The organism is Glycomyces sp. L485 (genome assembly GCF_022548875.1).
Classification (GTDB): domain Bacteria; phylum Actinomycetota; class Actinomycetes; order Mycobacteriales; family Micromonosporaceae; genus Glycomyces.
On record NZ_JAKZEW010000086.1, the window covers coordinates 1 to 910 of the forward strand.

The window sequence follows — 910 nt, forward strand, 5'->3', positions numbered from 1 at the left end:
ATGAGCGACAAGTACTCGCCGACGCCCCAGGACCGGTTCTCGTTCGGTATCTGGACTGTGGGTTGGGCGGCGCAGGACGTGTTCGGTCCGGCGACGCGGGCGCCGATGGCGGCCGATCGGGCGGTGCGGGAGCTGGCCGCGATCGGGGCCTACGGGGTGAACTTCCACGACAACGACGTGTTCGCGTTCGACGAGTCCGACCGCGAGCAGAACGTGGCGGCGTTCCGCAAGGCCTTGGACGAGACCGGTCTGAAGGTGACCACGGCGACGACGAACCTGTTCTCCCACCCGATCTTCAAGGACGGCGGGTTCACGCACAACGACCGGGACGTGCGGCGGTTCGCTCTGGCCAAGGTGATGCGGAACCTCGATCTGGCCGCGGAGCTGGGCGCGAAGGTGTACGTGTGCTGGGGCGGACGTGAGGGCGCCGAGTCCGGCGGCTCCAAGGACGTGCAGTCGGCCCTGGCGCGGATGAAGGAGGCCTACGACACGCTCGGCGCCTATGTCACCGAGCAGGGCTACGACATCCGGTTCGCGATCGAACCGAAGCCGAACGAGCCGCGGGGGAACATCCTGCTGCCGACCATCGGGCATGCGCTGGCGTTCATCAACGAACTCGAGCGGCCCGATCTGGTGGGGATCAATCCCGAGATCGGGCATGAGGAGATGGCCGGGCTCGATTACGCGGCGGGGATCCGGCAGGCGTTGTGGCACGGGAAGCTGTACCACATCGACCTCAACGGGCAGACCGGTCCGCGTTATGACCAGGATCTGCGGTTCGGTGCCGGGAACGTGGGCGGTGCGTTCTGGACGGTGGACGCGGTCGAGGAGGGCATCGCGAAGGGCCAGTATTCGGGGCCGGTGCATTTCGATTTCAAGCCCCCGCGCACCGAGGACGACGCAGGGGTGT

Annotated in this window: 1 protein-coding gene; it reads left to right on the forward strand. The window is 67.1% G+C overall.

Annotated features, from left to right (window positions below; translation table 11 throughout):
- Positions 1 to 910 (forward strand): xylose isomerase (xylA, locus tag L0U85_RS20125; protein ID WP_241379554.1); only part of this gene is annotated, 910 nt, incomplete at its 3' end.